This window comes from Hydrogenibacillus sp. N12 (assembly GCF_019645935.1).
In the GTDB taxonomy this organism is placed as follows: domain Bacteria; phylum Bacillota; class Bacilli; order Thermicanales; family DSM-22653; genus Hydrogenibacillus; species Hydrogenibacillus schlegelii.
Genome location: NZ_CP080953.1, coordinates 467,319 through 491,811, shown reverse-complemented (window position 1 = coordinate 491,811; position 24,493 = coordinate 467,319). Strand labels below are relative to the sequence as shown.

The 24,493-nt window shown below is 69.3% G+C and carries 22 protein-coding genes and 1 riboswitch; of the genes, 6 read left to right on the top strand and 16 right to left on the bottom strand.

The window, feature by feature from the left end; genetic code table 11:
• Window position 1: 1 nt before the first annotated feature.
• Genes K2M58_RS02315 through K2M58_RS02305 form a run of 3 tightly spaced genes read left to right on the top strand, consistent with a single transcriptional unit; the run spans window position 2 to window position 3,079 of the window.
• Window positions 2-1,180 (top strand): NEW3 domain-containing protein, encoded by a 1,179-nt coding sequence (locus K2M58_RS02315; RefSeq protein ID WP_252393505.1) that lies wholly within the window; start codon window positions 2-4, stop codon window positions 1,178-1,180.
• Window positions 1,177-2,133, top strand: coding sequence for an ABC transporter ATP-binding protein (locus tag K2M58_RS02310; RefSeq protein ID WP_220678115.1), 957 nt, complete (start codon window positions 1,177-1,179; stop codon window positions 2,131-2,133). The genes K2M58_RS02315 and K2M58_RS02310 overlap by 4 nt, the downstream gene beginning before the upstream one ends.
• A gap of 1 nt (window position 2,134) precedes the next feature.
• Window positions 2,135-3,079: an ABC transporter permease gene (locus K2M58_RS02305; protein ID WP_220678114.1), complete on the top strand. Its 945-nt coding sequence runs from the start codon at window positions 2,135-2,137 to the stop codon at window positions 3,077-3,079.
• A gap of 758 nt (window positions 3,080-3,837) precedes the next feature.
• On the opposite strand, the gene K2M58_RS02300 is transcribed toward K2M58_RS02305, so the two are convergent.
• The 6 genes from K2M58_RS02300 to K2M58_RS02275 all read right to left on the bottom strand — a co-directional run bounded on the left by K2M58_RS02300 (window position 3,838) and on the right by K2M58_RS02275 (window position 11,469).
• A complete protein-coding gene (locus K2M58_RS02300) occupies window positions 3,838-4,743 on the bottom strand; it encodes a sulfurtransferase (RefSeq protein WP_220678113.1) in 906 nt (301 codons plus the stop codon).
• A gap of 696 nt (window positions 4,744-5,439) precedes the next feature.
• On the bottom strand, window positions 5,440-6,855 hold the full coding sequence (locus K2M58_RS02295) for a polysaccharide deacetylase family protein (protein WP_220678112.1): 1,416 nt from the start codon (window positions 6,853-6,855) through the stop codon (window positions 5,440-5,442).
• Window positions 6,856-7,163: 308 nt separating this feature from the next.
• Entirely contained in the window at window positions 7,164-7,994 is an 831-nt protein-coding gene (locus tag K2M58_RS02290; RefSeq protein ID WP_252393573.1) for an ABC transporter ATP-binding protein, read from the bottom strand.
• Between the two features lie 97 nt (window positions 7,995-8,091).
• Window positions 8,092-9,111 (bottom strand): ABC transporter substrate-binding protein, encoded by a 1,020-nt coding sequence (locus K2M58_RS02285; protein ID WP_252393572.1) that lies wholly within the window; start codon window positions 9,109-9,111, stop codon window positions 8,092-8,094.
• Window positions 9,112-9,290: 179 nt separating this feature from the next.
• Window positions 9,291-10,175, bottom strand: coding sequence for an ABC transporter permease (locus K2M58_RS12810; RefSeq protein ID WP_220678110.1), 885 nt, complete (start codon window positions 10,173-10,175; stop codon window positions 9,291-9,293).
• Window positions 10,176-10,287: 112 nt separating this feature from the next.
• The gene (locus K2M58_RS02275) at window positions 10,288-11,469 is read right to left on the bottom strand and encodes an acyl-CoA dehydrogenase family protein (protein WP_220678109.1); all 1,182 of its coding nucleotides are present in this window, start codon (window positions 11,467-11,469) and stop codon (window positions 10,288-10,290) included.
• A gap of 120 nt (window positions 11,470-11,589) precedes the next feature.
• A riboswitch (TPP riboswitch) is annotated at window positions 11,590-11,701 on the bottom strand.
• A 214-nt stretch (window positions 11,702-11,915) separates the two neighbouring features.
• Between K2M58_RS02275 and K2M58_RS02270 the strand changes: the two genes are divergently transcribed.
• Window positions 11,916-12,773 carry an SDH family Clp fold serine proteinase gene (locus K2M58_RS02270; RefSeq protein WP_220678108.1) on the top strand — a complete coding sequence of 286 codons (858 nt, stop codon included), beginning with the start codon at window positions 11,916-11,918 and terminating at the stop codon, window positions 12,771-12,773.
• Between the two features lie 48 nt (window positions 12,774-12,821).
• Here the strand turns inward: K2M58_RS02270 and K2M58_RS02265 are convergent, their stop codons facing one another.
• Both K2M58_RS02265 and K2M58_RS12805 read right to left on the bottom strand, forming a co-directional pair.
• Complete coding sequence (locus tag K2M58_RS02265) at window positions 12,822-13,652, bottom strand: TatD family hydrolase (RefSeq protein ID WP_220678107.1); 831 nt, start codon at window positions 13,650-13,652, stop codon at window positions 12,822-12,824.
• A gap of 583 nt (window positions 13,653-14,235) precedes the next feature.
• Window positions 14,236-14,358: a hypothetical protein gene (locus K2M58_RS12805; RefSeq protein WP_289628261.1), complete on the bottom strand. Its 123-nt coding sequence runs from the start codon at window positions 14,356-14,358 to the stop codon at window positions 14,236-14,238.
• Window positions 14,359-14,533: 175 nt separating this feature from the next.
• Here K2M58_RS12805 and K2M58_RS02260 point away from each other — a divergent pair, with 175 nt between their 5' ends.
• Window positions 14,534-14,842 (top strand): winged helix-turn-helix transcriptional regulator, encoded by a 309-nt coding sequence (locus tag K2M58_RS02260; RefSeq protein ID WP_066199710.1) that lies wholly within the window; start codon window positions 14,534-14,536, stop codon window positions 14,840-14,842.
• Window positions 14,843-14,918: 76 nt separating this feature from the next.
• Here K2M58_RS02260 and sppA read toward each other — a convergent pair whose 3' ends face one another.
• Together sppA and K2M58_RS02250 are read right to left on the bottom strand one after the other, a co-directional pair.
• Entirely contained in the window at window positions 14,919-15,902 is a 984-nt protein-coding gene (gene sppA, locus K2M58_RS02255) for a signal peptide peptidase SppA (RefSeq protein ID WP_220678106.1), read from the bottom strand.
• A 3-nt stretch (window positions 15,903-15,905) separates the two neighbouring features.
• Window positions 15,906-16,064, bottom strand: coding sequence for a NifB/NifX family molybdenum-iron cluster-binding protein (locus K2M58_RS02250; RefSeq protein WP_220678105.1), 159 nt, complete (start codon window positions 16,062-16,064; stop codon window positions 15,906-15,908).
• On the opposite strand from K2M58_RS02250, the gene K2M58_RS12800 reads away from it, so the two are divergent.
• Window positions 16,059-16,589: a hypothetical protein gene (locus K2M58_RS12800; protein WP_220678104.1), complete on the top strand. Its 531-nt coding sequence runs from the start codon at window positions 16,059-16,061 to the stop codon at window positions 16,587-16,589. The genes K2M58_RS02250 and K2M58_RS12800 overlap by 6 nt on opposite strands.
• A gap of 13 nt (window positions 16,590-16,602) precedes the next feature.
• Here K2M58_RS12800 and K2M58_RS02240 read toward each other — a convergent pair whose 3' ends face one another.
• The 6 genes from K2M58_RS02240 to K2M58_RS02215 all read right to left on the bottom strand — a co-directional run bounded on the left by K2M58_RS02240 (window position 16,603) and on the right by K2M58_RS02215 (window position 24,368).
• Window positions 16,603-19,542 carry a ComEC/Rec2 family competence protein gene (locus tag K2M58_RS02240; RefSeq protein WP_220678103.1) on the bottom strand — a complete coding sequence of 980 codons (2,940 nt, stop codon included), beginning with the start codon at window positions 19,540-19,542 and terminating at the stop codon, window positions 16,603-16,605.
• Window positions 19,543-19,705: 163 nt separating this feature from the next.
• Complete coding sequence (locus K2M58_RS02235; RefSeq protein ID WP_220678102.1) at window positions 19,706-20,536, bottom strand: helix-hairpin-helix domain-containing protein; 831 nt, start codon at window positions 20,534-20,536, stop codon at window positions 19,706-19,708.
• A gap of 80 nt (window positions 20,537-20,616) precedes the next feature.
• Window positions 20,617-21,195: a phospholipase D-like domain-containing protein gene (locus tag K2M58_RS02230; RefSeq protein ID WP_220678101.1), complete on the bottom strand. Its 579-nt coding sequence runs from the start codon at window positions 21,193-21,195 to the stop codon at window positions 20,617-20,619.
• Between the two features lie 223 nt (window positions 21,196-21,418).
• On the bottom strand, window positions 21,419-21,991 hold the full coding sequence (locus tag K2M58_RS02225; protein WP_220678100.1) for a phospholipase D-like domain-containing protein: 573 nt from the start codon (window positions 21,989-21,991) through the stop codon (window positions 21,419-21,421).
• Between the two features lie 27 nt (window positions 21,992-22,018).
• Entirely contained in the window at window positions 22,019-23,263 is a 1,245-nt protein-coding gene (locus K2M58_RS02220; protein ID WP_220678099.1) for a hypothetical protein, read from the bottom strand.
• Between the two features lie 253 nt (window positions 23,264-23,516).
• Window positions 23,517-24,368 carry a prepilin-type N-terminal cleavage/methylation domain-containing protein gene (locus tag K2M58_RS02215; protein ID WP_289628260.1) on the bottom strand — a complete coding sequence of 284 codons (852 nt, stop codon included), beginning with the start codon at window positions 24,366-24,368 and terminating at the stop codon, window positions 23,517-23,519.
• Between the last annotated feature and the right edge of the window lie 125 nt (window positions 24,369-24,493).

The window sequence follows — 24,493 nt, the reverse complement described above, 5'->3', positions numbered from 1 at the left end:
CATGCCTCGATTTCGCTCGGTGAAGGCCGTCCAGGCCGTCCCGGCGATGACGGCCGCCCTGGCGGCGCTTCTCTGGACGCTTCTTCTTGCCTTCCCCGGCCCCGCCTTTGCGGCGCCGGCCGGCGTCATCTTTTTCACGCCGTACACCGACGTCGCCGTCACCCCCGGTGAGACGATCACCTACAGCATCGAGATCAAAAACACGACCGGCGAGATCCGGCGGATGAAGCTCGCCGCCCAGGCTCCGTCCGGCTGGGAGACGAACCTCACCGCCGGCGGCTACAAGATCCAGGAGATCGCCGTCCGGCCGAACGACAGCGAGACGGTCACCTTCACCGTCGACGTCCCGCTCAAGATCGACAAAGGGACGTACCGCGTCGCCCTCCTCGCCGACGGCGCGCCGGTGTTGCCGCTTTTTGTGAACGTCACCGAACAGGGGACGTACCAGGCGGAACTTTCGACCGACCAGCCGAACATGGAAGGGACGAACAAGTCGACCTTCAACTACGAGCTCAAGCTCAAAAACCGCACCCCCGACGCCCAGACGTTTGCCCTTCGGTCCGACGCCGAACCCGGGTGGAACGTCCAGTTCACCGTCGAAGGAAAGGACGTCACCTCCGTCAGCGTCGACCCCGGCGGCCAGAAGACGATCCGCGTCTCGATCAACCCGCCGAGCCGCATCGAGGCCGGCACGTACAAAATCCCCGTCCGGGCCGAGACGAAAAACTTGAGCGCCGAGACGACCCTCGAAGTCGTCATCCGGGGGACGTACGGGCTCAAGCTCACGACGCCGGACGAGGTCCTCTCGACGTCCATCACCGCCGGCGGCGAGCGGCGGGTGAAGCTCCGGGTGGAAAACACCGGCTCGGCGCCCCTCGCCAAGATCCAGCTCAGCGCCGACACCCCGGTCGGCTGGGACGTCAAGTTTGACCCCGATACCATCGACACGCTCGCGCCGAACGAGACGAAAGACGTCACGGCGACGATCCATGCCGACAAAAAGGCGATCGCCGGCGACTACGTCGTCACGATGAACGCCCGGACGCCGGAAGCCGAAGACAGCGCCACCTTCCGCGTGACGGTGAAGACGAGCCTCCTCTGGGGCGTCGTGGCGGTCCTCATCATCGGCGGGGTGCTCGCCGGCCTCTACGCCCTCATTCAGCGCTACGGGAGGCGGTGACGGTGTCGGCGATCATCGAGCTTCGGGGGCTCACGAAGCAGTACGACGCCGTCCGGGCAGTCGACAACCTCACCCTGACCGTCTACGAAGGGGAAGTCTTCGGCCTCCTCGGACCGAACGGCGCCGGCAAGACGACGACGATCCTCATGATGCTCGGCCTCGTCGAGCCGACCGACGGCACGGCCCGCATCCTCGGCATCGACGCCACCCGGGAGCCGCTCAAAGTGAAGCAGGTCGTCGGCTACCTCCCGGACGACGTCGGCTTTTACGACGACCTGACCGGCCTCGAAAACCTCGTCCTCACCGCCCGCTTAAACGGCCAGAACGACCGGGAAGCCGAGGCGGCGGCCCGGGCGCTCCTCCGGCGGGTCGGCCTTGAGGCGGCGGCGGACAAAAAGGTCGGCGCCTACTCCCGGGGCATGCGGCAGCGGCTCGGGCTCGCCGACACCCTCATCAAAAAACCGAAGGTCATCATCCTCGACGAGCCGACCCTCGGCATCGACCCGGAAGGCGTGCGGGAGTTTCTCCAGCTGATCCGGACGCTCAGCAAAGAAGAAGGCCTCACCGTCCTCCTCTCGTCTCACCACCTGCATCAGGTGCAGGCGATCTGCGACCGGGTCGGCATCTTCGTCGACGGCCGGCTGATCGCCGTCGGCACGGTGGAAGAGCTGTCGGCGCAGATTTTCGCCGACGACCGCTTCAGCGTCGAAGTCGCCGCCCGGCCCCTCGACGACCGCCTCGTGGAGGCGCTGCAAAGCCTTCCCGGCGTGACCCACGTCGACGTCCGGCGGGAGGCGGACGGCGGCGGCGAAGCCGTCGTCCGAGCGACCCGGGACGTGGCGGCCGACGCCGCCCGGGCGGTCGTCGCCGCCGGCGCCGAGCTTAGGAAGCTCACCCGCCGGGCGTACGGCCTCGACGACATCTACCACCGCTACTTCGAGGGGAGGACGTAAGATGCGCCGGTCCCTTTCCGTCCTCTTCCGGAAGGAAGTCGCCGACCACCTCCATTCGTGGCGCTTCAACATCCTGATCGCCCTCATTGTTCTCACCACCCTCGCCTCCCTCTACACCGCCGCCCAGACGATCCGTTCCGTCGTGCCGCAGGCCGATCAGCCCCTCGGCGACACCGGGCTCTTTTTGAAGCTCTTTACGACGACCGACGGCAAGCTCCCGTCGTTCGTCGCCTTCGTCGGCTTCCTCGCGCCGCTTCTCGGCCTCGGCATGGCGTTCGACGCCATCTCCAGCGAACGGAACAAAGGCACCCTCGTCCGGCTTTTGTCCCAGCCGATCTACCGGGACGACGTCATCCTCGCCAAGTGGTTCGCCGCCCTTTCCGTCGTCGGCGTTTTTTTCCTCGCCCTGGGCTTCATCGTCATGGGGCTCGGGCTTTTCGTCTTCGGCATCCCGCCGACGGCTGAGGAGGTGCTCCGGATCGTCTTTTTCCTTCTCGTCACCGCCGTCTACGTCGCCGTCTGGCAGAGCCTCGCCATCCTCTTTTCCATCCGCTTCCGGCAGGCGGCGACGAGCGTGCTGGCGGGGCTTTCGGTCTGGCTCTTTTTCAGCCTCTTTTATCCGATGATCGTCAACCTCATCGCGCCGATCACCGGCCGCGGCACGGTCGACGACGTCCTTCGGGAGATCGGCCGGCACCAGTTCTTAAGTCGCCTTTCGCCGGTGACGCTTTACGAAGAGGCGACGACGATCCTCCTTTCGCCGGACGTTCGGGCCCTCGGCCCCTTCACCCTCGAGCAGGCGATCGGCGCCATCCCGACGCCCCTTCCCTTCGATCAGAGCCTTCTGCTCATCTGGCCGCAGATCGCCGGCCTCGTCGCCATGAGCGTCGTCCTCTTCGGGCTGTCGTTCGTCCTCTTCATGCGGCAGGACATCCGCGGCCGCTGACGCCCGGCGCCACGGGGCGGCCTTCGGGAAGCCGGAGCCGCGCCGGCCCCTTTCCCCCTCACCGCCGTCGACCTCACCGGGACCGCCGAGGTGGACGCAGCCGACGGAACGAAATCCGCTTCGCAGGATTCGATGCCCTCGAAGGACGAAGGCTTTGATCCAAGGGAACACCGGCGCACCGATCGTTCTCGGCGAAACGCCCCTCATGCTCGGGGGCCGTCCGCCGGCGGCCGCTTCCGCTTTGCCGTTCCGGACGAGGCGCTCGCCCGGCTTCAGCGCGACCCGAACGCCGAACTTCGGGTGCGGGTCGTCGACGCGGTGAAAGGTGCGGGTCGTCGACGCGATGAAAAACGGCCGGCGGTCCCCCTGCTCCGACTGCCGGAAACGCCAAAATGTCATGCGACAAAACCGGGGCCGCGCTTGCCCCGCCGCCGAAACATGAAACGGCTGCCATCCCATGACGGCAGCCGTTTTTCCGCCCGGTCGTGCCCGATTCCGCCCCCGCTTGAAAAGCGCCGCGACGCAACCGATCGGAAACGAGGGCGACCGACTCAAAGCGAACGCGACCGGCCGGAACGCGAAAGAGACCAACCACGAAAGCGACCTCTCAAAAGATAAGCACGGCGCAAAAGGCGCGGCGTTCCCACCCGACGGCCGCCGAGCGGCCCGAAGGCAAAAGCTGCCTTGCGGCCCGGCGCCGGCGAAGGCGGCCCCGGGAGCGGAGCGCTGGCGGGGGCGGCCTGGACGGCCGGGGCGGCTCAGACGACAAAGACGGCCGCTTCGTTCAATTGCAGCCACTCGTGCATGCTGCCGAGATAATTGCGCGCCGGCACCCCGAGCGCTCGCAGCACAAAGAAGGCGACGGCGCTCCGGGCGCCGCTGTGGCAGTAGACGCCGACGGGGGCTCCTTCCGAAGCGGTAAGACCGAGGCGGGAGAGCAGGCGCTCGGGCGTCCGGAAGACCGCCGGATCCAAAAACCACTCGAGCGGGGCGTGACGTGCCCCCGGGATGCGGCCGCCGCCGGAGCAACACGGCGCATGGGCCGTCCCGTCAAACTCCTCGGCGCTCCGGACGTCAAAAAGCCGCCCCGCCCGGGCGAGCGCTTCCGCCTCCGCTTGAAGGAGCAGCCACTCCCGCCGCCACGGCCGAAGCTCCGCCGGATCGGCGCCGGCTTCGGCCTGGCGCGCTCCGGCCGCCGTCGGCGGACCGGCATCGCGTTCCGACAGCACCGCACCGCCCGCCGCGATCGGAGAGCGCGCCGCGGCTTGGCCGTCGGCCGCGACCGGCCCGGGCCCCGCACCCTGGGGACGCCTCACGGCCTGGTCGCGCGTCGCCATTCCCCCGATCGCCCGCCCTCCTCCCGGCCAGAGGACGACGTCCCAGCCGGCCAGGCCGATCAGATAGGCCGTCCGGGCGAGCCGGGGCGTCAGCCCGTCGTCGAGAACGCCGACCCGCCGCGCGCTCCCCAGCCCGAGGGCGACGAGCTCCCGCCGGATGCCCCGAATAAATTCGCACGCCTCTCCCTCGTCCCGAAGCACGGGCATCGGCCGCGTCCCGTCCCAGCGGACCGCGGCGCCCCCCGCCGCCTCCGCCGCCGGCCGCGGATCGACCCAGACGTCGACCGCCGCTTTGATCGATCCGTCGATTTGATCCAACCCGTTCATGCCGCTCGCCCCTTTGTCCTGTGGAATGGGTCAACCCGAAAGATCCCGGCCGAACTTGCCCGCGGCGCGGGTCCTCGGCTTCGGAGAACCGGAGCGGAATCCGGTGCCGAAGCTAAAGGGCAGGCGGCCGAACAAGCGCCAACCGCCCTTTTGGGAATCCCCGGAATGGATTCCGGGAAGAAGCTCAAGCGTCTTTGGCGAAGAAGCCGCCTTCGGCGAAGGCGCTCTCTCGCCCACGGCCGGTTCCGCGCCCACCACCGATGCCGCGCCGTAGAATGATCATCATTTGAAAATCATGATCTGTCAAGCCTCGTTTCGCGCCTAAAAAGCCGCGTCCCGCCTCGATGCCGGACTACGATCCCCGGAACGGTACCGGATCTTTTTTTCTTCACGGAAGCCGGGACGGGCATCGAAGACCTGGCCCCCGATCCCGAGCGCCCCGACTTCAAAAAAAACCCGGTTTCTTTACAGGAACCGGGAGAAGGGCGTTCGACCGATCCGCCCCGCGTTCGGGTGGGCCGGCCGAACCTTTTCCGCCGACCGAAGCCCCGAAACCGCCTTTCCGAGCGATGATCCCCCCAGCCTGCCGATGGCCGGTCGAAGGGGCGCTTCGCCCCGCCGGGATGCGACGCTTCCGTCCGCCGGCGGCCGGACGAACGTTACCGTAACCGAAGGCATCCGATTCCGTGTTCGCTCTCATCGATCCGCATTCGGCGCTCTGGCCCCTTCCCGGTTGAACGTTTCGTTCGGCGCGGCCGACGGTGTCCGGCGGATCGATTCATTCCGGCGGGGCGCATCGGACGACCCCGCCGGCCCGTAGCGCCGAAGCAGCACCGCCCGAGGCATGACGACCCAGTGCGGGACGAACCCGTCGCCGGCCTCGAGCCGCTTGTCCCCCTCCGGATGCAAAAACCGAAGAAGCCACCGCATGTAAGCGCCGGCGAGCGCGAGATGCGGCGTCGGCCGCATCGGCACGACCGCAAATCCGAAGGGACGGATCCCCCGGTGAAGCGCCGAGTAACCGAAAACGCCCCGCGCTTCCGGCCGCATTTCCATCGCGTAGCGGGCCAGGAGCCGAAGCGCCGCTTCCGCCTCCCGCTTGAGACGAACCATCCGCCGGAACTCGCTTCCGCCGGCGAAGAGCGCCTCCACGAGCAGCCGGTTGTTGAAGTGGAGGTTGAGCCCCCGCTCCCCGGGCCGGAGGCTTTCCCCCTCCAGCGTCACCGGGGGCCCTGCATACCGCCGATCTTCCACGTACAAAAACCCGTCCGGCCCGAGAAGCGGCCGGTAACGAAAGAGGCGGTGGTGAAGCGCCTCAAAGGCGAAATAAAGCTGCACCCGCCACGGCAGCGTCGTCCCGACCTTCTCCGTCCCGGCCTCCCCGGCCGGCCGCACCGGCGGCCCCTCTTCCGGGAGGGGCAAAAACCGAATCTTAAGCCCGACCGAGCGAACGGTTTCAAAAAAGTCCTCCAGCATCGCGAGCATCCGCTCCGGCGCCGTCGGATCGGCGCCGAACGTTTCGCCGGAGTCGTGGAGGAGGACGATCGCCCCCGGCGTCAGGCGCCGAAAGATCCGCCACTTCATCGCCGTCGGATCGCTCCGCCGCTCCCAGTCCCGGGGCATCACCGACCAGAGGACGACGCGAAACGTTCGGAACACCGCCCCGTCGGCGAGGCCGATGAGCCCCCACGGCGGCCGGTAGAGGACCGGCCGGCGGCCGGTGATCGCCTCGATCTCCGCCTGCAGGCGTCCAAGCGACCGCGCCGTTCGCCACGGCGGCACGAGCCAGTTCGGCACGTGCCGCTCGTTGTGCAGGCCGATCGCATGCCCCTCGGCGATCATCCGCCGAAGGAGCTCCGGGTGCCGCCGGGCCGCCTCGCCGACGACGAAAAACGTCGCCCGGGCGTCGTACCGCTTCAAAAGATCCAAAAGCCGCGGGGTATACACCGGATGCGGCCCGTCGTCAAACGTCAGATAGACCGGAAACCCGGCTTCCCCCCTCCGGCGCTTCAACACCTTCCAGCCGAAGATCCGAAAGACCGTCCACGATAGGCCGACATAGGCGGCGTACAGGGCCAAAAGAAGCGCCGCCGCTCCGATGGCCGTCCGCATGGGCCGCTTCCTTCACTCCTTTCGGCTCCATGATAGCACATCCAAGCGACGACGTCCCTTTTTCGCGGAAAGAGAGCACCCGCCGGACGGAGCCCCGTAAGCCTTCCCCGGGGAAAACCGAAGCCGCTTCGGCCTAAAACCGGAAGTCGCGCCGAACGGCGAGCCGGAAGCCGCGCCGCCCGCGATCCGGGAGCCGGGCCGGCCCGCAAACGGAAACCCCGCCGGTCCGAAACCGAACGACCGTGCCGCGGCGTGCCGGTCGCATTGCCGCCCGCGATCCGGCCCGGAGCGGTGCCCCCGGCACGGGACTACCGGAACGGGGCCGAGGCCGGTCGATCGCCGGGTTCCGGCAGCAACGCCAGCAGACGTTCGAGGAGCGCCGCCTTCAGGCGCACAAACGCCCCATCGGCCCGAAGCGACCGCGTCCGCGGGCGATCGAACGGCACCTCGACGACGTCGACGACCCGGGCCGGCCGGGGCGAAAAGACGACGATCCGATCGGCGAGATACAGCGCCTCTTCCACGTCGTGGGTGACCATGAGGATCGTCCGCCGCTCCCGGCGATACACCCCCTCCAGCCACTCCTGGAGCGACGCCCGGGTCAGGGCATCCAGCCGGCCGAACGGCTCGTCCAGAAGCACGAGCGCGGTCCCCTGCACCAGCGCCCGAGCGAGGGCCGCCCGCTGCCGCATCCCCCCCGAAAGCGCCGACGGATACCGGTCGACGAACGCTCCGAGGCCGAAATCGCGAAGGAGCGCCTCCGCCTGCCGGAGCGCCTCCCGCCGGCGAACCCCCCGCACGATGAGCGGCAGGGCCACGTGTTCCCGGATCGTCTGCCACGGAAAGAGAAGATCGTCCTGCATCATGTAAGCCGCCGTCCCCGGCCGGCCGTCGATCGGCGCGCCGGAAAAATGCACCGTTCCCGCGTCCGGCCGAACGAGCCCGGCGACGATATCGAGCAGCGTGCTTTTCCCCGACCCGCTCGGCCCGACGAGGGCGAAAAAACGGCCGGCCGGCACCGCGAGATCGATCCCGTCCAGGACGTTCAGCCTTCCGTCCGGCCGCTTCGGATCCGGAAAGGCCTTCCGCACCCCGCAGATCTCCAGACCGGCCGGGCTCCCCTCCCCGCCGCCGGCCATGCGCCTCACCTCCGTTCCCCGGCCCCCACCCGAGCGGTCCGCCGGAGCGTCCCAAGGCCGCGGACGAGCGGACGGCCGGCGCCCATCCTCGACGTCCTCACTTGACGTCCGAGGAAAGAAAATCGTTCGTAAACGCCCGATCCACGTCGATCGGCTGCTCGATCAACCCGGATGCATGCATCCAGTCGGCAAACCGCGCCCAGACGTCCCGCTTCTGATGGCCCCAGTACGGCCGGCCCTCGGCCCGGTCGCTCGCATCGACGCCGGCGAGGTACGCCGCGGACCGCCGGACGAGCTCGCCGTTTAACTCCGGCGCCGCCTGAAGGAGCACCTCGGCCGCCGCCTCCGGATCCGCGTACGCCGCCTGATAGCCTTTCGCGAGCGCCCGCATGAACTTTCGCACCGTCTCCGGACGCTTCTCGAGCATCGCTTCCCCGGCGATGATCACCGGCGTGTAATAATCGAACACCGGATCGAGGTCCTTGAGGAACAGAAGATCGAGCGCCATCCCCCGCCGCTCCGCCTCGATGCCGTCCCAGCCGTAGTAGATCCACTCAAAATCCGCTTCCTTGCCGATCGTCGCAAAAAAATCCGCCTGCCCGAGGACGATCATCTTCACCTTGGAAAAATCGGCGCCGTATTTGGCCATGAGCGCCCGAAGCACCGCCTCCTCCGTCGGCGATCCCCAGCCCCCGTAGCGCTTCCCCTCGAAGTCCTGGACCGAGCGGATGCCCGCCTCTTTCAGCGAGGCAAACGCCGACGTGTTGTGCTGATACAGCGCCCCCAGCGACACAACCGGCACGCCGCTCGCCCGGGCATACGTCACCTCTTCCTGATAGCTGTAACCGAAATCCGCCCGACCGGCCGCCACCGCCTGCGCCACCCCGCTTTCCCCCGGTTGGACGATCGACACGTCCAGTCCCTCCGCCGCGAACAGCCCTTTCTCCCGGGCCCAGTACAGGCCGAGGTGGTTCGTGTTCGGATACCAGTCGAGCATCACCGTCACCGACTCCCGCGCCGCCCCCTCCGAAGGCGCCCCTTGTTTCGTTCCCGCTCCGCACGCGGTCAGGGCCAGGGCTCCGAAGACCGCCAGGGCGAACGCCCACCCCTTCATCATCCCACGCACCGCCGTCGCCTCCTTGATGAAAAAGGTCTCATCGCGCAGACGCGCAATTTTTCATCGGATTGACGCGCCCTTTCCGCATGATCCCGCTCATTCCGCATGGACCCCGCATTCCGCTTCAACTTGTGCGCCGAAATCCCGCTTTCGTCCCGTTTCCCCGCCCGTCTTTCGGTTCACCCCCGATCCGCCGCGTCCAACGTCGGGCGCCCCCGCAGGCTCATGCGGGCCAGAAACTCCGCCGCCGCGAAAAAGAGGAGGCTCACCCCGACGATGACCGCGATCGCCGCAAACAGCCGCTCGGTCGCAAATGACTTCGACGCCCGGATGAGATAAACGCCGAGCCCCTTCGTCGCCCCGAGCCACTCGCCGATCACCGCGCCGGTGACGCTGTACGTCGCGGCGATCCTGAGCCCGGCAAAAAACGACGGGAGCGCCGACGGCCAGAGGACGTAGCGGAACGCCGCCCACCGGCCGCCGCCCATCGTCCGAAGGAGCGCGAGCCGGCGGGGATCCGCCGTTCGGTACCCTTCGGCCAGACTCACCGCCAGCGGAAAAAACGTCACCAGCGCCACGACGAGCACTTTCGGCAACATGCCGTAGCCGAACCACACGATGACGAGCGGCGCCAGGGCGATGATCGGCACCGTCTGCGACACGACGAACAGCGGATAGAGGGCGGCCCGGACGGCGGCAAAAAAGGCCATCGCCGTCGCCACCGCGACGGCCAGAAGGGCGGCAAGCACAAGCCCCACCGCCGCTTCCGTCACCGTCGCCGAGGCGTGATCCAGGAGCACCGTCCGCTCCGCCCCGAGCGCCCGCACCACCGCCGAAGGCGCCGGGAGAAGCCACGCCGGCACGTGAAACGCCCGGACGGCCCCTTCCCACCCGAGCAACAAAACGCCGAGCGAAACCGCTTCCCATCGGAACCGGCCGCTCGCTCCCCCGGCGCGCCCCTCCGGCCGAAGGCGCGCTGTCGCCCGGCCCGACGAGCGAAGGCGCGCCGTGGCGCGACAAAAGGGCCGGCGACCGCCCTCGCCCCCGGCTTCATCCCCAGGCATCTTCGCCCCCCTTCCCGTCGCCCGGCCCGCCCGGGCGGCCGGGACGGCCGAACGTTGGTGAACCGTCTGGGCGTCGTTCGGCAGCGAAGCGCTTGTCGGAGATCAGGCCGCTTCATCCCGCCGGCGGCGCCGGCCGGAGCACGACGTGCTGACAGGCCGTCACCAGATCGCGAAACCGGCGGTTCAGCTGCCCCTCCGGCCGGATCGCCCGCATGCCGAGAAAGGGGAGCGCCCGAACGACCGCCGACCGCTGGGCGTGCGCCGCCCGCCGCATCGCCCCGCCGAGCCGCCTCGCCGCCGCCTCGTCGAGCGTCCCCGCCGAAAGCCTTCGCTCCGCCTCCGCCACCGCGGCGAAAAAGAGGAGCCGCCCGTCGTCCGCTTCCGCCCGGAGCCGCTCGACGACCTCCCGGGCCTCCGCCTCCGTCGGCGCGTCTTCCCCGAGCGCCGCCTCGAAAAACCCCCGGCCGAGCCCGATGCAGACGGCGCCGATCGACGCCTCGGCAAACAACAAAAACGGCAGCCGATAGACCAAAAGCCCCGGATCCCAAAGCGCCTTCCCGACGACGAACGACCGCTCTTCCGGCACGAACCGCTCCCGGACGGAAAACGTCCACCCGGAGGTCGCCACCATGCCCAACGCCGACCAGTCCCGCTCAAGCTCGACCTCCTCCGGGAAAAAGGCAAACGCCCGAACGACGTTCCCGGAAACCTTCGCCCCGGCGGCCGCCCCGCCGGAAGCCGGACCGCCGCCCTCCTCGGACGGCGCGCTTCCTTCCACGACCGCGTTGGCGGTAAACAGCGTCGCATACTGCGCCCCGCTCGCGTACCGCCAGCGGCCGCTGACGACGTAGCCTCCCGGCACCCGGCGGGCCCGCCCGGCCGGATGCCCCGTCCCGGCGATCACCGCCTCCGGCGGCGAGAAAAAGGCCCGGGCGATCTCCGGCCGAAACGACGGCACAAAATACCCGCCGCCCGAACCGATCTGGGCGAGCCACCCGAGGCTCCCGTCGACGGCCGACAGCGCCTCGTAGATCCGGACCGCCTCCCCGAGGGTGAGCCCGGCACCGCCGAACGCCTCCGGCACGAACAGCTTAAAAAGCCGAAGCGACCGCATCCACGCGACAAGTTCGTCAGGCAAAAGCCCCGTCCGCTCCAGCTCCGGCCCCCGCCGGACGAGCGCTTCCTTTTCCGCCGCGATGGCGGAGAGGATCGCCGCCGTCCGCCCGCCCGGTTTTCCGTTCTCCGCCCGCTCGCCGGCGGATGGGTCCCGATCGTCCATCCGAAAATCCCGCATCAAAAAACCCCCACCTTCTCCGGCGGGGGACGGCATCTTCGGATGGCGTTTTCACGAATCCGAATTTCGGTTCCGAACGCGCCCGATCGACCTGTCGTTCGCCCCTCGATCGCCGCATCCGGATTCCCGAACGCCGCTCCCTCCGCCGGTCCGAACCGGATCAGGTTCAGGCGGTCTGCAGCGCCTCTGGCTGCACTCTCAGCCGGCTGCCCCGGCTCCCGCGCGGCCCGGGCGACCCTCGCCCGGTTCTCCGGTTGTCCCAGTCCGATGATACCACAAAAAGATTATACCGCATCGCCCGCAAAAGGCCACACTTTTGTCCGCGGCGGCCCTCGGTTATGCTGAGGGTAAACGGCGGCCCGACCGCAGATCCGAAGATCCGAACCGCCGCCCGACGATCCGCTCCCGGCCCTCATCCGGCGGGCGTCTTTGTAAGGAGGTTTTCGATGGACTTTTTTCTGCTCCTTTTCTGGCTGTTTTTCTTCTTCACCGCGCTCCTTCCGATGCTTCAGCAAAAGCGGACGAACGCCCTCCGAACCGAACTCATCCGCCGGCTGGAAAAAAAGCGCCGCTCCCGCGCCATCACCCTCATCCACCGCCAGGAAGCCCTGAGCTTCCTCGGCATCCCCTTTTCCCGCTACATCGACATCGAGGACTCCGAACAGGTGCTCCGGGCGATCCGTCTCACCCCGCCGGAGATGCCGATCGACCTCATCCTTCACACCCCCGGCGGCCTGGTGCTGGCCGCCGAGCAGATCGCCTTCGCCCTCGCCCGGCACCCGGCGAAGGTGACCGTCTTCGTTCCCCACTACGCCATGTCCGGCGGCACCCTCATCGCCCTCGCCGCCGACGAGATCGTCCTGGACGAAAACGCCGTCCTCGGCCCCGTCGATCCCCAGCTCGGCGAATACCCGGCGGCCAGCATCTTGAGCGTCCTCAAAGCCAAGCCGATCGAAGCGATCGACGACCGGACGCTCATCCTCGCCGACGTCGCCCAGAAGGCCATGCGGCAGGTTCGCACAAGCCTGGAGGACCTCCTCCGGCGGAAGATGGACGAACAAAAAGCCGCCGACCTCGCCCGCCTGTTCAGCGAAGGCCGCTGGACCCACGACTACCCGATCGGCACCGACGAGCTCGCCCGCTTCGGCATCCGCTTTCGCACCGACATGCCGGAAGAGATCTACCGCCTGATGGAGCTTTACCCGCAGCCCGCCGGCCGCCGGCCGTCGGTCCAGTACATCCCGTTCCCATACGAGCGGCCCTACGAGCGGCCCTACGAGCGGCCGGAGCGACGAAGCCGATAAAAAGCGCTTCCGCCCCACCGGTCGCCCGGGCAATCGGTCCGGCGGCCGTTAGCTCCCCTGATCCGCCGTCGGCCCCGACCCGCCGGCGGCCTCCGAGCTGCCGAAGAGCGAAAGAAAAGCGGCCTCCGCCGCCTCCGAAAGCCCTTCCGGCGCCTCTCCGACCGCCTCCGCGGCACACTGAAGCACCCGCCCGAGCCAAAGCGGCTCCGCCGGCCGGCCGCCGAACGGCCCTTCGTACGGCCACGGCCCGTCCGTCTCGAAAAGAAGCGGCGCCCCCCGCCGCCGGACCGCCCGGGCAAGCGCCCGGGCCCGCTTTCGATAACAGACTTCCGGCGTGACCGACACCCGGTATCCGGCGGCCAGGATTCCTTCGACGACGGCGTCCGGCGCCTTGAGCCAGTGAAAGTGCGCCTTTCGGACGCCTTCCTCCCGAAGCACGGAAAGCGCCTCCGCCGCCCCGTCGTAGACGGCGTGCAGCGCGAGCGGAAGCCCGAGCTTTCGCCCCAGGCCGGCAAAAAAACGAAGGCGCTCCCGGACCGCCGGCTTCTGATCGACCCGGGCATAGTGCGGAAGCCCGACCTCCCCGATCGCCGCAATCCGCCCCCGCTCCGCCCGGATGAGCGCCTCCAGCGCCCAAAGTTCCCGCTCCGAGGAAAGGGGCCGCTCCGGATGCTCCCCGAGGGCGGCAAAGACGAAATCGGGAAACCGCCGCTTCAACTCCAGCGTCCGCTCCGCCGACGGCCGGTCGACCGACACCGCCAGCACCCCCCGCACGCCGCCCGCCCGCCACCGCTCGACGAGCCGCTCCGCCCGATCCCAGTCGATCGTTCCGTCCTCCCGGGCGACGATCGCCTCAAAGTGCAGGTGCGCGTCGAACATCGGCCTCCTCCTCTCGGCGCTCCCTTTTCTCGACGTTCCCCTGCCTCTAGACGCTTCCCTGCCTCACTATGGATCCGCCTCAATATGAATCCGAACGAACGGAACCTTCCGAACGGAGCGGCGGAATTTCCCGGCCCCCGCTCGCGTGCCGAATCCGACGGAAGCGCCGCCCCCGACTCCGGAAGCGCCGACCGCCCATCTCCCAAGCAGACGCCGTCCGACCGAACAAGGCGGCCGTCCGGCCGCCTTGATTCGGGATGACCGCCGGCTCGGCGTAAGACCTGCCGACCGGCTTTCATTTTCGCCGGATTCCGGGCCCGATGACCGGCCGCCGGATCCTTGAACCGGCTTCCGGAACCGTGAACCGGCTGCCGGTCCGTTCGCCGGCTTGCGGATCGGGATCGCCATCGTTGGCCCCGTCTCGTTTCGAGGAAGAGGACGTCGGCCTTCCGAAGCGCCTGGACGGCCGCCTCCGCCTCGTCCGGCGTCGCCATCACCGCGCTCTCGACCCGGCGACCGCCGCCGTACGCCGCGACGTACGCCGCGCCGAGGGCCGACGCAAGCCCGCTGCAGATGGTCGTCTTTACGTGTTGCTCGACACGATGCCGAGCGTGCCGCCGACGCCGAACCCGCGGGCGAGCGCCTCGGCGATGGCCCGTCCGGTAAGCGCCCGCAGGGGGAGCTGCTCCCCGAACGAAAGCGCCATGTCGATCTCTCCTGCTTCGTTTGGGTCGCGGATTTTGAACACCGCAACCGTGCTTTCCCCCTTTGGCTGGACGAGTTTTCCCGGATTTGCCATTCGGATGTTCCCTCCACGGCCCGCCGTTTGGGGCCGCCCTTCGGCGTGTGCTACAATGATGGGGGTAAAGGAGCGGATCGCCATGGACTACTCGCACATGTGTCCGAAATACGAAGCGGCGGCCGAAGTGCTCGGCAAAAAATGGACCGGCCTCATCATCCGGGTCCTTCTCGGCGGCCCCAAGCGCTTCAAAGAAATCCGCGAACAGATCCCCCAGATGAGCGATAAAATGCTTTCCGATCGAATGAAGGAACTGGAAGCCCTCGGCATCGTCGAACGGCGGGTCTTCCCCGAGACGCCGGTGCGAATCGAATACGCGCTGACGGAAAAAGGCCGGGACGCCGAACCGATCATTCAGGCGATCCAGCACTGGGCCGACCGCTGGTTCTGACGCCCGGCGACTTTGGTCCGTCCGGCGACGCCCGGCGCCGCCCCACGCTTCAGCGCCGCAGGCGCCGTCCTAAACTTCAACGCCACTGGTAAAGAAGCTTCGGCGTCGGCGAAAAATCCAATCGACCGGTGACGGCCCGAAGGAGCGTCTCCAGGCGACCGTCGCCGGTTTTTTCGTTGAGCAGTAAATCGAGGAGGACGTTTCGCCGCTTCTTTTCCGCGTATTCGATCACCGTCGCCTCTTTGAGGCCCGCCAGCGCCTTCGCCGCCTCGATCGCCTCGTCCAGGCCGCCGAAATCGTCGATCAGGCCGGCCGCCCTCGCCTGCGCGCCGGTGTAGACCTGCCCCGTCGCGAGCTCAAGCACCCGATCCCGGGGAAGCTTGCGCGCCTCGGCGACGAGGTCGACGAACCGGTTGAACGTATCGTCGACGATCGACCGGAACGCCGCCCGGGCTTCGTCCGACATCGGTTTGTACGGATTGCCCATGTCCTTGAGCGGCCCGCTGGCGACGATCTCTTCCGAATAGCCGATCGTCTCGGCCAGCTTGTGAACATTCGGCAGCGCAAAGATGACGCCAATGCTTCCGGTGAGCGTGCTCGGGTTGGCCAGGATCCGATCGGCGGCCAGGGTCACGTAGTAACCGCCGGAGGCGGCCACTTCCCCCATGCTGGCGACGACGGGCTTCCCGGCCTGCCGGATTTTTTGCAGCTTCCGGTAGATCTCATCGGACGCGACGACGCTCCCGCCGGGGCTGTTCACGTAGAGCACGACCGCCCGGACGGCGTCGTCTTCTTCCGCCTGTTTGAGCTCCTCCATCAGCCGGGCAAACGAAAAGCCGTCCGACCCGAACAGCCCGCCGCCTTCTTCCAGCTGGATCCCCCCCTCGAGGCGGATGACGGCCACCTTATCCGGACCGGCGCCTTCCAGCCTCCGCTCCTCGAGCCCCCGATCGGCCGTCCCCCTGCCGGCAAAAAGCGGGCCGAGCAGGCGCACGCCGGCGAGGCCCAGCGCGAGGACAACGATGATTGCCACGAAGGTGATCACCGAACCGCGGCGCACCCTTTACGCCCCCCGTTCTTTGAGAAACCGCGCCACGTGCAGCACCGCCTCCCGTGCCGATCCGCGGGCGCCGGTCACGACGCGGATGTCCATCTCTTCGAGCACCCGGACGAGCCCCGGCCCGGCGTGGTCGAGGATGAGGACGTCAATCCCGTTTTGCACGAGAAAATCCTTGATCGCCGCCTGAAACGCCGCCCACTCCGGGCCGCCCCGTCCGCCCCCGTGGCCGTGACCGTGGGCATGATGCCGGTGATCATGATCGTGCTCGGCGTCCAAATCGTGACCGGCGCCGTGATCATGGACGCGGCCATGATCGTGGTCGTGATGATGATCATGGGCGCCGGCATGCCCGTGTTCATGGTCGTGCTCAAGCTCATGATCATGACAGTGGTCGCGATCATGATCATGCCCGTGACCGCCGCCGTGCGGCCCGTGGTGATGGCCGGGATGAAGGTGGTGGAAGGGGCTTTCGACTTCTTCCCAGCCGACGATCTCCAGACCTTCGACCGTCGCAATCGCCAGCCGCTTTGCCCGCCCAAAATGCGGATTGATGCGACCGTTCGGCAACACGGCAAGTGCCATCTTCATCGGCGGTGCCTCCTTTTGCGATCGATGACCGCTCAAAATCCTTTCGGAGACCTTGGCTGCCCGAGCGGCCCTCGCCGCTCTCCCGGCATTATAACATGAAGGTTCGGCGCGATCATCGCTCCGACCCGACCGCCGGCCGGATCGTCGGCGGTCCGTCCCGGCCCACGACGACGCGGACGGCCCCCTCCCGACCGACCCGGTAAACGCAGGAAACCACGCCCGGCCTTTCCTCCGGCTCTTTCGCCGCCGGTCCCCCAGCACCGCTCGCGGCGTTCCCGAAGCCGCTCGCCGCCGGCGCCCTCGCACCGGCCGCGGCGCTCACGGACCCCGCCGCCTGCGTCCGCGCGTCAGTCAAGGACTCCGCTTTCCGTCCGTGCGTTGCCGCCGCCCGCTCCGCCGCTCGCGCTTCCGTCAGCGTCACCGGCCCCGCCGCTTGCGTTTCCGTCGCCGCCCCCTCGCCCGCCGACCCCCCGACCGCACACCGGCCCTCCTCCACCGCTTCCCCTCCCGGCGGCTCCGCCTCCCGCGCCGCCCGGTAGTCGATCCGGATCCCGAGCTCTGGAACGTCCATGCGCCCGCCGCCGAAGGCGACGAGGCGTTCCCCGATCCGAAGCCGGTACCCGAGCTCGAAAGCCGGACCGCCGCGACCGGCACCCGCGAATGCGGCGGCGTCCAGCCAAGCATCGCCGGCGCCGAGCGTCCACCCCGGCCCGATCGACACGGTGGCGCCGGGGCAGCGAGCCCGTAACGTCGGAAGCATCGCCGGCGACGCGCCGGCCGGAAACCCGCGCCCACGGCCTTCCTCACCCGACGCCCCTTCTCCTTTCGGCATCCCCGGATCTCGAGAAGCCGGCCCGTCCGACGGGATCAACCCTTCCCACGCGCCCCCACCATCGGAGGCGATGACCCAAATCCGCTGCCCCGGAACGGCTCGACACACCTCCGCAAGCCCCCCGGCACCGACCGCCGCCGGCCCGACGATGATCCCCTCCAGACGGCGGACACCAAAGGCCCGGAGCGCCGGTACGACGCCGTCCCGCCAGTCGTCGACCGGCCTTCGGCGGCGCCGCCACGGCAGGACGTCCGGCGGTTCGAGCGCCGCCTCGGCGACAAGAACAGAATATTTCCCGGGAAATTCGACATGAAAAACTCGGGCGTCCCTGAGGGTAAAAAACGTGAGCCGGGCTTCCTCCCCGGGAAAGCGGGGGCCGCCGGGCGATGCCCCGAAAAGGCCGAACGCCGTCCCGACCACCCCCACCGTGCCGCCGGCGATCAGGAAGGCGGCCGCCGCCCGCCGCCGGCGGCGGGCGGCGTCCTCCGGGCGAACGCCCTCGACCGCCTCCCGATGCCCACACCGAACGTCCCGATTCGGCCGCCGGCGGAACACCGGCGGGTAAAGCGGCCGGAGGCCCGCCCAGGCCAGCCGCCGCCGGACGCCCTCCAGCACGCCGAGAATCCCCAGGGCCGTGACGATGAGTTCCACCGTCTGTAACGCGCCGCCGAAGGAGCGTACCGCCCCGGTGACGGCCGCCAGCTCCTCGACCCCCCGGTGCAGGGCGGAAAAAAACGCGGCCGCCGGCCAGGCCAAAAGCGGCGCCGCCCGCGAATCGACCGCCTGCAGGATCGCCGCCAAAACGGTCGACGCCGCCGCCGGCGGAAGGCCGAGGGCATAAAGCGGAAGCAGCGCCGCATTCGCAAAGGGCGAGATCGCCGGCCACGCGCCGAGGTGGCCGAGAAGAAAAAGGGCGCTCAGCCCCTCCGTAAGGCCAAGCGCGGCAAGCCCCCGGCCGATCCGATGGGCGTGACCCTCCGGAACCCCCCGCCGCCTCAGCCAAGCGGCGGCCCCTTTGCCGAGCGGCGGCGCATAGCGGACGAGCGCCGCCGTCAAGGCAAACGACAGCTGAAAGCCGAGGGCCGTCACCTGCCGTGGCGCGACGAGCAAAAACAAAACCGCCGTCCAGGCGAGCACCGCCTCTTTGTCGGCGACTCGGCCGCCCCGCCGGGCGAGGCCGTACGCCGTCACCATCGCCGCTCCTCGCAGGACGGGGATCCCCCCGCCGGCGAGATAAGCGTACAGCCAGACGAAGGCCAGCACGGCCGTCTCCCGCGTCCGACGGCCGATGCCGGCGGCGCGGAGCGCGGCGGCGACGGTCCCGGCCAAAATGCCGACGTGCACCCCGGAGACGACGAGCAGGTGGTAGACGCCGGCGGCCTGAAACGTCGAGAGCGTCTCCGCCCCAAGCCCGCTTTTGTCGCCGAAGACGACCGCCAGCGCGAGCGCCTCCGCCTCCGGCGGCGCCGTCCGGAACGCCTCCCGGGCAGCACGAAGCGCCGATTGCCGAAATCGCGCCGGCGGCGGCGCATCGGCCAAGACGCGGGTCTCCCGAAAAGCGCCGGTGACCGTGTAGGCGATTCCCTCTTGCCAGAGGAAGCGGCCGAAATCAAACGCGCCGGGGTTTTTCGGCGCCGGAAGCGGCCGAAGGACGCCGGTGACGTAGACCGTGGCGCCTTCCGCCCAGCGGCCGGCCCCAAGGCGCTCCTCCGGCCGCTCCAGCCGAAGGCTCGCCCACGCGAGCGCCGGACGAAAGGCCTCGGGCGCACCCGGCGCCTCATGCTGAAGCCACGTCCCGCCCTCAGAGTCGGCCTCGTCCCACCGGATCGCCCGGAGTTTCAGCCGGACGATCACCCGGTCGCCGTCGACGATCGCCGGCGAGGCCAGCGTGCCGACGCCCGAAAACGGACGGCCTCCCTCCGGCAAACGGACGGACCCCGCCGCCTTTCCTTCCTCGAGGGCCGCCACGGCCAGGCCGAGGCCGAAAAACGCCGCCGCGACCAATCCGGCCAAAGCCGCCGCCCCGTCCCCCGCCGATCGGGCCTCCCTCCGGATCGCCGCCGGCCACGACGGCACGTTCGAGCGGCCGGCCGCCCACACCACGGCGGCAAAAAACAAAACGACCGCCGCCGCCGTCAGGCGATCCGGCGCATAATACGTCGACGTCCCCCCGATGAAGGCCAGGGCCGACGCCGTCCCATTGAGCCGAAACCGCCCCATCGCCGGCGTTCCCTCCCCCGGCCGTTCTTGAGCGTCCGGTCGCCTCCCGTTCTTGGAGGCAGCGCCGGCGCCCTTCGATCGCTCCCCGAAACGCCCCCTCGACCGGGGCTTCCCGACGTGCCGGCCCTTCAACGCTCCGGCCGCCGGCGGCCGATGGCCGGCGCTACGGCCCGACGGTGACGTATGGAAGAAGCCGCTCGAGCGTCTTCGGCCCGATACCGCTTACGTTTTTCAGCTCCGTCACGTCGCGAAACGGCCCGTGCTCCTCCCGGTACGCGATGATCGCCTGCGCCCGGGTCGGTCCGATCCCGGGCAGCGTCTGAAGGAGCGCGGCATCGGCCGTATTGAGGTTCACTTTCGCCGGCCGGCCGGCCGCGCCCAACCCGGCGTCCGACCCCGCCGGCGAAGATCCGCCGGCTTCGGCCGCCTCGCCTTTTTTCGGTACGTTGACGACAACCCCGTCGGCAAGGACGGCCGCCCGGTTGACCCGGTCGACGTCCGCCTCGGGAAGAAGGCCGCCGGCCGCCTCAAGCGCCTCAAACACCCGCGCGCCGGCCGGGAGCCGGTAGACGCCGGGCCGGGCGACGGCCCCCTTGACGTCGACGACGATCTCCGGCCCCGCTTCGGCCCGCCCGGACGACGCATCGGGCCGTCCCGCCGCCGCTTCCGCCCGTCCGGACGCCGCTTCGGATTTTCCGACCGCCGTTTCCGCCGCGGCTCCCCGCCCTTCGTCCGCCGCGCCGCTCGGCGCCGCCCTTTCTTCGCCCGGCGATTCGGCGAACCCGGCCGGCACCGCCACCAAGCCGCTCGGGCCGTCCGCCGGCCTGAGCGCCGGCCAAACCCACGCCGTGAGTGCATAGCCGCCGACGAAAAGGATGAGCAGCCCGTACGGCCAAAGCTCGCTCAGGCGACCGTCCCTCCGCCAACGGTCGATCGCCGTCCAAGCCGCCCGCGCCGCCCGAACCGGAAGCGCTCCCCCGATCGACCGCCGCATCCTTCCGTCCTCCCCTTTCCCGACCGTCTGCCCGTTTTTTCTTCGATCTCGGCCTTCCGCCGCCGTTTGGGCGCCGCAGGTCACGAACCGGATCCCACCCGCCGGTAGTAGACCTCGTCCGTCCAGAGGCGCTCAAAGAGCGCCGTCAACGCCTGCACGGCATCGGGATCGCCGATCCAGACGAGGAGCTCTTCGTTCAACGCGGCGGCGGCCGTCGTCCAGTTGTACGACCCCGCGGCGGCGAGGCGCCCGTCAATGAGGACGAGCTTCAAATGCATCAGCCCCGCGCCGTCGTTCACCTTGACCGGCACCCCGGCCATGCGCAGGCGGGCAAGGCCGGAGGCCGCCTCCGGCCGTTCGACCTCCCGCCGATCGGTGATCAGGCGCACCCGGACGCCCCTCTGCTTCGCCCGTTCGAGCGCCTGGACGAGCGCCGCATCGTCGAGGGCATAGACGGCGACGTCGATCGTCTGCCGGGCGGAGGCCAGCGCCTGGAGAAGCGAACGGCGGGGGTCTTCGCCGTGCAACGTGAGATAAACCGCTTCCTTCGGCATGAACGGCCCGAACGGGACGATCCGCCCGAGGGCGTAACCGAAGCAAAACAAAAGCGCCACCCGGACCGCCCACGCGCCCGTTTTCCGCCCTTGCGGCATCCTCATCCCGCCCGCGCTCCCGACCGGCTCCGACCGAAGTCGCCCGTCGACCTGCACGCCCGCCTCCCCCTCCGCCGCCCGGCGTTTTTTCGTCCGACGCTCCTAAGCCGCCGGAGCCTCCGCCGCCCGTTCCGGCGCCTCATCTCCGACCGCCCGATCTCCCTCGAAACCGCCGGCGGCCAGAGCCCTGCGGCGATTCCTTCACGTTCCGGCCGAAGCCGCGCCAGCCTTACCGCCCTTCCCACGGCCGGTACCGCCGTTCATCCGACCAGATCGCCTCGAAAACGTCCTGAAGCCGCGCCGCCGCCGGCCCCAGGACGGTGATCCAGAGTTCCTCGTTCCGCTCCGTCGCCGCAATCGTCAGGTTGTACGACCCGAAGCCGGCCGCCGCCCGATCGACGGCGAGAAGCTTCAGATGCATCGCCCCCGGGTGGACGTTCGTCCGAATCGGGATGCCCGCCGCGGCGAGGCGCATGAGCGCCGCTTTTTGCGCCCCCTGCCGCGCCTGCCGCTCGTCGGTCAGCACCCGCACGCGGACGCCCCGGCGGGCCGCTCGGACGAGCGCATCGACGATCTCCCCGTGCGTCAGGGCAAACGCCGCCACATCGACCCGCTCCTCGGCGCCGTCGATGAGCTCGACGATCGCCCGATCCGGCGGACTCCCCTGGCGAGGCGCATACACCGCCTCAACCGCCGGCCACGCCTCGAGCGCCGGCGGCCCATCGGCGCTCCCCACGGCATAGCCGAAAAAAGCGACGGCCGTCCCACCGGCGATCGCCCACCGCCTTGTTTTCATCGACATCCCGGCCTCTTCCCTTTCGGCTCGCCTTTATTCCGGGCTCCGGCAGGCGTGCCGCTTCGGATCGTAGCCGGACCAGTTCGTCCGCGCCCAGCAGACGAGCCGGTCCCGAGGGCCGCCCGGCCCGTCGGAAAACGACCGCAAAAACGTATACCTCCGCTCAATCCGATCGTATTCCGCCGGAAGCGGCGCGGTGAGAAGATCCGGCGCCGGCATCGCCACCTCCAGCGTCCCGGCGGCCCATGCCGGAAGGCGCGGCGTCTCCCGAGCCCCCGATGCCGCTTCGAATCGAACGTCCGCTGCCGAAACGGCGGTCGCCTCCGCCGGCGCGTCCGCCGCCGGATCCGGCCCGGCAAACGCCGCGACGCGGATCGTTCCGACCGGTCCGTCCGCCGGCCGACCGGCCCGGTCGACCCAGCGGCCGGCACGGGGCGCGATTTCCTCGAGCGCTTTGAGCGCTTCCCGCTGCCGGCGGCACGGATCGAGAAGGCGGAGCTTGAGCCCGGAAAACCGAACCTGCCGCCTTTCCTTCTCCGACCCGCCGGAAATAAGCGACCCTTCCTCGTTTGTCTCGCCGGAAAAAGGCAGTCCTTTCTCCCTGGCCCCGCCGGATAACGGCCGCCCCTCCTCCATCTCCGCCCCGGAAAACGAAACCATCTCCCAGCGGAGCCATCCCCGGCGCCGAACATCGCCGCCCCCGTCCTCGATCGTCCAGGACGCCGAGTGGGCGCCCTCCGCAGAACATCCTTCATCCACTCCGGCATCCGCTCCGGCCGACGCCCCTTCCCAAAGCACCCGCCACGCCGCGCCGTCTTCCGGAGGCGGCGCCTCCTCCGGCGCAACCGCCGCCAAAAGACGCACCGCGACCGTTTCTCCGGCCGATGCCTCCAGGCGCCATGACACGCACACCGTTTCCCCGGCGAGGCCGGTCGCGGGAAACGCGACCGCCCACCCCTCCCCGGGAGCAAGCATCGCCTCGAAGCTCCCCTCCCGGGGAGGATCGACCGACGCCGCAAGCGCTCCGATGCCACCGCCGGCCGCCGAACCGCCGGAAGGATAAGCCGAGGCGGAAACGATCGGCTCCGAGTGCGGAAGCTCGGCCGGCAGGCAGTACGGGAGGGCAAAGACGAACGCCGCGCCGCTTTTCACCAGCGCCTCCAGATCCGCTTCGGCCCAAAAAAGCTCCATCGTCTCTCGGCGCTCGACGATCCGCTCGAGGACCGAGACGGCAAGAAGCGAAACGACGGCGAGCGAAAGAAGCACGATCGGAAGCATCCACCCGCCCTCCCGGCGGCGGGCGTCGGAACGCCGTCCGGTCCGAAATCCGGCGGCCGCCGCCTCGGCCGAAGCGACGGAAGCGACGGCGGGAAATTCGTCCTTCCCGGTCTTTCCGCGGCCCCACCCTCGCCCGAAGCCGGCCTGACCGACGCCGAGCCCGGGGCCGCCCTTCCGACGGATCCGCCGGCCGGTCTCGCCGCTCTTTTTGCTCCGGATCGTTCCACCCCGCCCCCTTCATGATTCACGCCGTTTATCCGCCGGAAGATCGCCCGGAACCGCCCCCCTTTGCCGGCAGCGATCCGCCGGGGCACCCCGGTGGGTTTTCCGGAACCGTCCACCGCTCGTCGACCGGCCAGGCGAGGTAAACATCGAGCCGGCCGGCTTCCTCCGGCCCGTCCGCCGAGGTCGTCCAGCGCCAGCGCACCCGCACCCCATCGGCGAGCGCCGACGGCGGCTCGCCCGTCGCGAACCGGGCCAGTTCCAATCGGGGCCGGTCCGGATCCGGCTTCTTCCAATCCGTCCAAATCGGGCCCTGGCGGGAAAACTCGAGCAGCGTTCCTTCTTCCCCTTTTTTTCCCCAGCGCAGCCGGTACGATCCCGTCGCCGATCGGTCCGCCGCCCGATCCAGGCGAAGCTCGAATCGCCGTCGGTCCGCTTCCGACCCGCCGAAGTCGGCGGCGAGCACCGGCCCCATCGAGTCCTCCTCGAAGCACGGTTGAAAGGGCTGCTTCCGCACCTGATTCGGGTCGACCGCCCCGGCGCCTTTTTCCCCCGTCCAGCCGTCGGCATACGTCACCCACTCGCCGCGCAGATACGAGCCGGCATACAGGGCTTCCAGCCGGCGCGCGCCGGCCGCATCGAACGCTTCCAGCCGGATGTGGGCACCGCCGATGCTCCGGACGAGAAGCGGGAGAAGAAGCGCCGCCACCGCCAGCGCCACGAGCGCCTCCAGCAACGTAAACCCCCCGTCGCGGCGAGACGGCGTCCCCGCCTTGACCGTCCCCGCCTTACCCGCGGCCCCCGATCCCGCTCTGCTTTCCCGAGGCCTCGAGCTCTCTTTGCTTTCCCAAAGCCCCGAGCTCTCATTGCTTTCCCGAGGCACCGATCTCCCTCTCTTTCCCGGGGTACCGACCTTCCCGCCCTTTCTTGCGACCGCCGTCCTCCCGATGCTTTTCAATCGCACCGGTGTCGTCGTGCAGAAGCGATCGTTCCGAAGCGGTCGATCCA